This window comes from Flectobacillus sp. (genome assembly GCF_049240685.1).
Lineage (GTDB): Bacteria > Bacteroidota > Bacteroidia > Cytophagales > Spirosomataceae > Flectobacillus.
This window is the reverse complement of record NZ_JBMLSD010000161.1, coordinates 1-1,025: the sequence shown is the minus strand read 5'-3', so window position 1 is coordinate 1,025 and position 1,025 is coordinate 1. Positions and strand designations below refer to the sequence as shown.

1 protein-coding gene is annotated in these 1,025 nt (G+C 37.2%); it reads right to left on the bottom strand.

Features of this window, described 5'->3' with window-relative positions; all coding sequences use genetic code 11:
- Nucleotides 1-198 precede the first annotated feature (198 nt).
- Nucleotides 199-846 carry a pyridoxamine 5'-phosphate oxidase gene (pdxH, locus tag ACOVQ4_RS07370; protein WP_421820008.1) on the bottom strand — a complete coding sequence of 216 codons (648 nt, stop codon included), beginning with the start codon at nucleotides 844-846 and terminating at the stop codon, nucleotides 199-201.
- Between the last annotated feature and the right edge of the window lie 179 nt (nucleotides 847-1,025).

Sequence of the window (1,025 nt, the reverse complement as noted above, 5' to 3'; positions counted from 1 at the left end):
CCTCAACTTTTACCTTTGAGATACTATTGATTTAATCTTTCCTGCTACTTAACTTAAAACTGGGTCAATAATCAAAAACATTCTAATCATGAGTGTAAATTATTGATAATGATATTTTTATATCTATAGGTTGCAGCTCGTAATTCGGCTAAAGTGGAGCAAATTATTTTAGCTTTAGAAACTCATAACAGCAAAACATTACGGCGAAAGTCTTTCGATTTTCCAATTACCCGATTCTTCAAGCGTGTAAGCAATACGATCGTGGAGGCGTGAAGGGCGACCTTGCCAAAATTCGATATAAGTTGGTACTAATCTGTACCCGCCCCAATGATCAGGACGTGGTACTTCTTGACCTTCAAATTTCTTAATAAAGGCTTTTTCTTTCTCAATCAATACCTCACGATTTTCTACCACCTGACTTTGGTTAGATACCCATGCACCAATTTGGCTACCTCTTGGTCGCACAGCAAAATAATCGTTAGAATCCTTAGCATCTACTTTCTCTATAATTCCTTCAATACGTACCTGACGCTCTAGTTCACCCCAGAAGAAGGTCAAAGAAGCATTAGGATTTGCATCTATTTCGTGTCCTTTGCGGCTTTGATAATTAGTATAAAAAGTAAAACCAGTAGCATCTAAGGTTTTTAGGAGTACAATTCTAGCAGAAGGTTTGCCATCGGGCGAAACCGTACAAAGATGCATAGCGTTAGGTTCAAGAATCTGGCTATCAACGGCTTGATTAAACCATTTATGAAACTCTTGAATAGGAGAGGGTAATACATCTGACACATCCAAACTCCCCTTGGTATAATTCTCTCGCAAGGCAGCAAGGTCAACTTTGTTCATGATTTGTTGGGTTTACTGTTTTCGAAAAACATAAAGCTATTTATTCAACCTAAAATAATAGCTTGTTGTTTCATGAGCGCAATATTACGGCCTTCTCCCAATTTTAACAATGATAAAATACTGATTTTAGTTGGCTGGTAAGATGATTGGAATTTGGAATCACTTTGAAAGTTCTCGAA